Below are 7,555 nucleotides of genomic sequence, written 5' to 3'. Positions count from 1 at the left end.
CAACGTCCTCTACCGACAGATCCTGCACGACCACCACCAAGCCGAAAAGGCCGCCGCTTGACACACAGAGGCGCTATGAAGCCATACCCGGCGGCACGTGAAGCGATCGCGGCCGGTGGACAGGTCCTGGGAAAGACAGTGACTCAAGGAGCCGCGTCAGGTGGACAGAGAGCCACACCGGGTCCGCGATCAGTTTCCACTATTACCGTGGGCAGGAGGCTGCAGCGCGGACCAACAGCGGGTCTATCCTGCGAGCAGGAGCATCATCTCTCGAGGCATAGAGAGGATCCCGGAGGGCTATCTGTATGGGGGGGAACGGATAGGCATGCGGGACCTCACCACAGTTGTACCTGGGGTAAGTGCTTCCCAAACAAACGACTGAGATGCTGGTTCGGTGACTTCCACGCCGATCCTCGAGCCATACGCCTGGTTGCCCTCTCAGCTTGAACCGGTAGCACTGAGGCTTGCCCGCGCGGACCAGTTGACCTATGAAATCGGAGACGTCGTAGGTGAGTGGTCACTCGATGGCCCGGTGACGATGTTGGACATTAGGCGGGGTGCGTCGATGAGGCTGGAAGTCGAATCGGTGAGACCTGTACCTCCAGTGGCGTCGTTCCTGTTCAGTGAGGCCATCAACCACCTTCGAGCCGCCCTCGACAACGTCATCTGGCACCTGGTCAGCAAGGCAAACCCCAGACTCTCGCCATCAGCTCAGCGCGCAGTTTCGATGCCCATCTTCGATCATGACAACCGGGAGGGTTTTAATAAGTGGGTCGGCCGGATGAAGAGCACAAAGATCACAGCCTTCAGCTCTAGCGCCCCTTTAGGGCAAGCCGTGCGAAAGTTGCAGCCGTTCGAGGATGAACCGAGCAAGGTCGGCTCCGTCTCCAAACGGTTCGCTGCAGTCAGCGGACACGACGTCGAGCTAGCCCATCCACTACTCCTCCTGCAGGCGTACTCCAACGCGGATAAGCACCGAACCGTCCAGATCGCCGCTGCGCGCTCGTTCATGTCAGACGATCGAACACCTTTCGGGGCTCAGGACCATCGTCATCGACCACTTCGTGTCGGCGACGTTCTGCTACGAGGTCGGGTAGGAGAACCAATCGAGGTCGAGACGCAAACCGCAGCGATGATTCGCCGGCCAGAGCCGTTCACAGAATGGGTCGGTCCTGCGCAAGAACTGAACAGGCTGCGCCAGTACCTCAGCGAGATAGCGATTCCTACCCTCCTCACAGGTCTCGTTCTTCCCAGTGGCCTCCCACCGCACATCGGCCTGGAGGATACCGGCCAGACGTTGAGAGAGCGCATCACCTCAGGCGGAACGACTGATGCACTCCAACGACTTGCTGGACCTTCACGAGAGCGGATGAGAAAGGCTGAAGCGAAGCCGGTACAAAGGCCCAGGATCGTTGTTGAGGATGAAGCCGAGAGCTGACTGAGCCTAAGTCAACGGGTCAGTCAGGGTCGGCGGGAGTGACAGCGCCAAGCCACACCCATCCCTCACGGTGAATTTTGATCATCGGTTCGAGGAACCGAATTTTGACCGCAGTTCGCGTGTACGCGATCGCATGCGCCTGAACTTTGACGGCTTTCGACGGGTAGCGGACCCACGCGTACACCCGGCGCGGTTCCGGGAAGTCGGTGGGCTGACAGTTTTCGACGTCGAGCTCGGCCGCGGTGAGCATGACCAGCTCCTCCCGCATGACGAACTCCTCGATCCGATCGCCCATCAGCCGGGCGTAATGCCTGCCATATCTCTTCGACCCCATGGGCCGGCCACGACCTGTCTACCGCCGGTTCAGAACACATCGACGCCGGTGACCCTGCGGAGCCGCCAGTCCTGCCACCGCGGATCCGCGCTCATGTCGAACTCGAGCACTGGCGACGCCGGGCCGGTCTGTGCCTGGAACCGCCAGAACCTCGTCGTGAGCATGCTGCCCTTACCGCCAGGGCCGCCCAGGGGAGTGGTGGAGGGTTCCCACCAGCTGCTCGAGCTGGACCACGACACCGGTTCCCCGATGACTTGCCACAGGCAGCCCCGCCAGCGCAGCGCCAACGGCAACCCCGAGGGCAGGAACCGCACGTCGGCCACCTCATCGAGCACATGCCAGGCCGACGCAGCCGATTCCCGCGCCTCCTGTCCAGAGGTCGTGGTGTATGTCCTGTCGAGTGGTTGCGCTGTCATCGTTCCGTGCCGTCCTGATCCTCTGCCGTCCCTCGCGCAGGAGTTAAAATAGAACACAAGTTCGATTATTTGGGAAGCCGCGGGCAGTCCAGTGCAATAGGGGGAGTGGCGTAAGGGTCGGACTCATTTACTCAAATACTCTTATGAGTAAATGAGTAAATGAGCTGGGTCTTCTGTTGCTATGCGGTTCTAACCTCGATTTTCGAAGGTCCCTCCGTCTTCCTGCTGTATATGGAGACACTGACCGCCCTGGCCGACGTCGCACGGGACGCCAGTGCACCCATCGGACTTGGGGAAGTGCTGCCCAACTTCTCACCCGTGCTGCACTCAGCCGCAGCACTCCTCGCCCTCGCCCTCGGCTTGTCAATCTACAAACCACGCGGACTCACCGGCTTCGGATACCACAGGGCGTCTGTCCAGCAGCCGGAATCAACGAGTTCGTCTAGGAACTGAAGTACCACCCAGGACGAATCGAAACGGGGCAAGAAAGCAGCGGGAGCTGAGGCTGAGGCGGGTGCGACCAGGGTCGCACCCGCCTGTTTCGCTAACCCTGCTCGCGGATAGTCCCCTTGGGGTTGCGAGCGGCCTGCTGCGGAGTCACATACTGACCACTCGAGGCGTTCCTGTAGTGAGTTCCGTGGCTGTTGTTCGAGCCAGTCTCCCTCACGCTGGTCCGCGGGTGACGCGCTGCGGCCGCATTGGAGATGTAGCGTCCCGTGATCGAACTGCGATTTGCCATCGTCTTGCCCTTCTAGCAGTGCAGCCAGTCTCTGAAGGTCTCACACGCCCGGTGGCGCGAAAGGACGATCGTCAACTAAGATCTAGTGATTCCCAGGACCAACTGAGAAATCACGCGACCTCGACGGCTGCCGACTCCCTAGGTGTCGGCTCTTTGCCGATCGGGGTCGCCTGCTTTAATGAAGATACCTCAAGTGGTAAGCACGAGCAAAGCAAGCACGTTTTCTTACCACCTAGCATGTCAGCTTCAACGGCGAAGTTGCCGTACCGTGGTAAGCATGGCAACGGCGAAACCAACAAATTACCATTTTCCTGGAGGGCTCGAGCAGGCTCTGGTTGATCTCATACGGGTGGGTGCGACCGGTCACTCTTCAGGTGTGCGACAACTGGCTGCTCGACTGATTCGAGCGGTTCCTCCGGAGGTTGATGACCCTGAGACTTTTCGTAGAGCAGTCCATGGAGCAGTAACTGCTTCGGCGTCCGCTCAAGATTTACGGTTCGGACGGGGGGAGATACCCGAGGACGGTGAGACGCATCCTCTTGTCGATGTGGACGCTGATCCAGATGGAAGCGGGCTTGTCCTTGCCCCTGGACCCCAGTCTCAGCTTCAGGAAATTGTTGTCGAGCGTGACAGGAGCGCCGAGCTAGCAAGAGCCGGTATCACTCCCACGCGGTCAGTCCTACTAAGCGGTCCTCCCGGCGTTGGGAAAACCCTCGCGGCCAAATGGCTAGCGGACACCCTAAATTTACCGTTGGTCTCGCTTGACCTAGCTTCGGTGGTATCGAGCTACCTAGGCTCATCTGGCCGCAACATCAAAGCCGTCTTGAAGTATGCCCAGACAGGTCCCTGCGTTTTGCTGCTCGATGAGTTTGACGCCGTAGCCAAGCGCCGCGACGACGACACGGACATCGGTGAGTTGAAGCGGATAGTAAATGTTTTGCTCGTAGAGTTGGACAAGTGGTCGGAAGTGAGTCTTCTCGTAGCTGCTACGAATCACCCGCAATTACTGGATCCGGCTGTGGGACGGAGATTCGACCGTCATATCGAGTTGGATCTTCCAACTGTGCAAGAAGTTCGCGTCATCTTGGGGAATATGGGGGGTGAGGGATTGGAAGATGACGTGCTTGATGTTGCAGCCCAAGCTCTCACCGGGTTGAGCGGATCGGCAGTAGTAAGAACTTGGGAACTTGCTCAGCGGAGAGCCGTTCTAAATGGCACGCAACTTTCGATCGAGCTCATCCGTGAAGTCCTGTGGCATGACCGCAGTTCCGGACCAGAGCGGGACCGGTTGTGGATGCTCGCATCGCTTCATTTAGGCATGTCAGCACGGCAGATTGCTGTCGAAGCAAAGGTAAGTCATCCCACCGTTAGCGCGGCCCTGAAGCGTGCGAAGGAGCACAGTCATGTCTGAGACAAGTAGTGGAATCCGTCGGCCAATTCTTGCAAACGGTGAAGGCCTTCGAAAGGACGTGTCAGCACCGAAGCCGGGCGGCGGGAACAAGTTCGACCCACAGACTGCCGAAGAAGCGAGGGTACTTCTTGCTCCCAAGGTGGCAGATGCTCTACGGGCTGCAAAAGCGTTGCCACCCACTTTGCGGGCAGAGCGGCTGTTGGTTGAAGCAAAACTCCTACCCAACTACATCGCACCCTCGAGCTTCCCCGGAAATTTACTGAGTCGACTAGATGCTATTCCGGTAGGGTCTCGTGCCGAGACCGGCATCTACCGAACAAAAACCCGGAGTAACGCTGCAGGAACGCGTCGACTAATACTTTCGGTGAGTGATGCTGGCTTAGATACCTTCAACGAGCTACTGCAGCAGGGCGCAGGTAACAAGTTCTCAGGGGCCGTCTTTGAAGATCTGAAAACTTTGGATGACGTCTCGCTGTCACAGCCGCCCCTCAAGCAGCTAGAGCAGGACGCGAGTCTGTGGGAAGCCGTCCTTCACCCGGAGACTGACCGAAGTGGGAGACCCACTCCTCTTTCTCAAGCCACGCTCGAGAAGTGGAAAAACCTCATCTCAAGTCTGGGTGGAGAAGTTCTGAGCGACTATGTGCGGACTGTCGGGGGGCTCACCTTCACTGCGGTTGAGCTGCCGGCTGGATCGGCTATGGATGCCAGTAGGTTCAATCCACTTCGCGTACTCAGACCGATGCCCGGCATCCGGCCCCGCCCCGGTTTCGGTACACGATCAATCCAGGCTCTATCAGCGCCGGCCGTAAGTTCTCATCCTTCAGATCTGCCACGCGTTGCCGTTTTCGACGGAGGACTCGATGGCATAACTCCCTTCTTTCCGGAGGGAAGCACTGACCTAACAACTGAGCCCTCGGATGCGCACGATCTCAGCCACGGAGCTGGGGTTGGAGGCGCAGCCTCATACGGCCTTGTTCAGCCAGGTGACACACCACTACCGCCACCCCTGCCTGTCGATCACTATCGGGTGCTTCCTGCCCCTCACATACGGGGGGACTTAGAGGGGTACTGGGTACTTGACCGCATCTCCCAAGTACTTAGAGAAGGTCGTCACAGCATCGTCAACCTCAGTCTGGGACCTGCTCTCGCAGTGGAGGAAGACCAGGAACCCAACCTGTGGACCAGCACACTTGATCAGCTTGCCTGGGACCACAACATCCTGTTCGTCGTTGCAGCAGGCAATGACGGCGATAAAGACGCGCAACTCGGCCTTCACCGTGTTCAGGTACCAGCGGACATGGTCAACGGAATAAGCGTCGGCGCGAGCGACGCACCAGCGCCAACCAAACCCTGGGGCAGAGCTCCCTACTCGTCCATGGGACCGGGTCGCCAAGGAAGCCGCATTCAACCCTCCTGTCTACAGTTCGGTGGGGTCGCCGGCAACGAGTTCTTGCTTATGAAAACAGATGGAAACTTCCAACTCGCCGCAGGCACCAGCTTTGCAGCCCCAGTGGTAACGCACGCCCTGTCCCGCTTGACCACAAGAATCCCGTCTTACAGCCCAAACGTCCTTCGAGCCTTCGTAGCCCATTTCGCCGAGCGCCACAGAACTCGCATCAAGTTGATCAACGAAGTCGGGTACGGACGACTACCATTGACCTTCGACGACAACCTTGACTGCTCACCGGACGAAGTCCACGTTTTGTTCACCGACGTCGTCAAGCGTAAGGAACTGATTGGTTACCAGGTTCCAATCCCGGCTGCTTCCACCGGGGATCTGCAAGTGCAAATCTCCCTCGCATACGCGTCACCGATCGACCCCGCAGAAGCCACCGAGTACACACAAGCATCGGTAGAACTAGGATTTCGCCCTCACGATCAGATGTACAGCTTCAGATCTCCTAAAGGCGAGTCCTCAACTATCTACCGGACCCTTGACCGACGGAGCGATGATGCCTTCGACCTGACGACCGCTGGTTGGACACCAGGGCAAGAACCAGTCACCAAGGGGTTGGGAACAGCAGGGCCAACGACTGAGTCCCAACTCCGGGACGAAGGGAAGTGGGAAACCGTTCGGAGCACACGGATCAGCCTCCGTGAGAACGAGGTGCTCAATCCACGCCTTGAGGTCTCCTACCTTGCCAGGCAGAGCGGCGGCGCTCTCGACAGTTCCCCTTCTGAGATTCCATTCGCACTCCTAATATCTGTCATCGACAAGTCAAAGAGTGGCACGCTGTACGACCAAGCAAGGGCGCAGTTTCCAGTACTGCAACCAATGCAGCGAGTCCAGCCAAGACTGCGAGCTCGAACATGACGCCATCACTATCTATGGCGGCGGCTGCTTTACGAAAGGCTGACGGCGGTGTAGTGCCCGAATTCTGGTGCCCCGCCGAGCGACACGAGCAAGGTTCAGTTGGGAAAAGATTGTGCTCGAACAAAGCATCAGCTAACCCACCGTTGACGACTCTGAACGTCACCCTGCGAATCCCGGCCGCGAGTGCTCGATAGCTAGTTGGTTCCTAGGGTGGCCGTCGCAGCAGGAAGGTGGAGGAAGTGTCTGTCAGGGAAGAGGAAGAGCACGCACGGCTCCTACTCTCGGATGAGCTTGGAGTCAGCTTTCATCACCACGACGACAACTCTGAGCCGGGCATGCCGGACCTTTTGTCGTCGGACAGAAAGCATGCTGCGGAGGTAATTACGACTGTTCCGGCTAAAGCTCGTGAGGCAGAGAAGAAGCTACCGGCCGTAATCGAGACAAAGCTTCCCCACTGCGTCCGGGTATTGATTCCGTACACGAATCTGGCAGGCGGTAGCAAACGGGCACGTCAGAAGATCAGGGCGGACGTTCTTCGGTGGACCGTTGAAGCAGGGTGCGTCTATCACTGGTCCTCTACTGACGCACAACAGCTGCGCCCAGGCGTCGACCCGCTCCCGGTCCTTGGCTTGCGTGCTTACGAGGACGGAGTCCAAGTCGCGTGTTTTCAGTGCCGTCACGACGCGCCGGATGAGCCCCATCAGATCGAGTGGACCATCGTGCATTCACCGTCACCCGTTGATCCCTGGAGCTTGCTCCAACGATCGCTGGGCATCATCGAAAAGGAACAGCAGGGAGGTGTGCAGGCCCTCGCAAAGAAGCTAGCTGTACGGGGTCAGGACGTTGGTTGCAGTCGGCTGATCGGGGGGTTGCCTCCGAGGGCTGAGTGGCGTCGTCCAGTGT

Annotated in this window: 7 protein-coding genes; 5 read left to right on the top strand and 2 right to left on the bottom strand. The window is 58.6% G+C overall.

Features of this window, described 5'->3' with window-relative positions; translation table 11 throughout:
- Window positions 1-394: 394 nt before the first annotated feature.
- Complete coding sequence (locus tag CXQ96_RS17585) at window positions 395-1,438, top strand: hypothetical protein (RefSeq protein WP_258059185.1); 1,044 nt, start codon at window positions 395-397, stop codon at window positions 1,436-1,438.
- 19 nt (window positions 1,439-1,457) lie between these two features.
- Here CXQ96_RS17585 and CXQ96_RS17580 read toward each other — a convergent pair whose 3' ends face one another.
- Window positions 1,458-1,706 carry a hypothetical protein gene (locus CXQ96_RS17580; RefSeq protein WP_146070940.1) on the bottom strand — a complete coding sequence of 83 codons (249 nt, stop codon included), beginning with the start codon at window positions 1,704-1,706 and terminating at the stop codon, window positions 1,458-1,460.
- A gap of 95 nt (window positions 1,707-1,801) precedes the next feature.
- Window positions 1,802-2,188, bottom strand: coding sequence for a hypothetical protein (locus CXQ96_RS17575; RefSeq protein WP_133082940.1), 387 nt, complete (start codon window positions 2,186-2,188; stop codon window positions 1,802-1,804).
- 231 nt (window positions 2,189-2,419) lie between these two features.
- Here CXQ96_RS17575 and CXQ96_RS17570 point away from each other — a divergent pair, with 231 nt between their 5' ends.
- From CXQ96_RS17570 to CXQ96_RS18680, 4 genes are all read left to right on the top strand, one after another.
- The gene (locus tag CXQ96_RS17570; RefSeq protein WP_181036540.1) at window positions 2,420-2,641 is read left to right on the top strand and encodes a hypothetical protein; all 222 of its coding nucleotides are present in this window, start codon (window positions 2,420-2,422) and stop codon (window positions 2,639-2,641) included.
- 563 nt (window positions 2,642-3,204) lie between these two features.
- Window positions 3,205-4,338 carry an ATP-binding protein gene (locus CXQ96_RS17560; protein WP_104119321.1) on the top strand — a complete coding sequence of 378 codons (1,134 nt, stop codon included), beginning with the start codon at window positions 3,205-3,207 and terminating at the stop codon, window positions 4,336-4,338.
- A complete protein-coding gene (locus CXQ96_RS17555) occupies window positions 4,331-6,652 on the top strand; it encodes a S8 family peptidase (protein WP_104119318.1) in 2,322 nt (773 codons plus the stop codon). The genes CXQ96_RS17560 and CXQ96_RS17555 overlap by 8 nt, the downstream gene beginning before the upstream one ends.
- A gap of 239 nt (window positions 6,653-6,891) precedes the next feature.
- A partial coding sequence (locus CXQ96_RS18680; RefSeq protein WP_219816168.1) for a hypothetical protein occupies window positions 6,892-7,555 on the top strand: 664 nt, incomplete at its 3' end.

The organism is Arthrobacter sp. B1805 (assembly GCF_002929745.1).
In the GTDB taxonomy this organism is placed as follows: Bacteria; Actinomycetota; Actinomycetes; order Actinomycetales; family Micrococcaceae; genus Arthrobacter_D.
The sequence above is the reverse complement of the archived record's forward strand: the minus strand, read 5'-3'. Positions and strand labels throughout refer to the sequence as shown.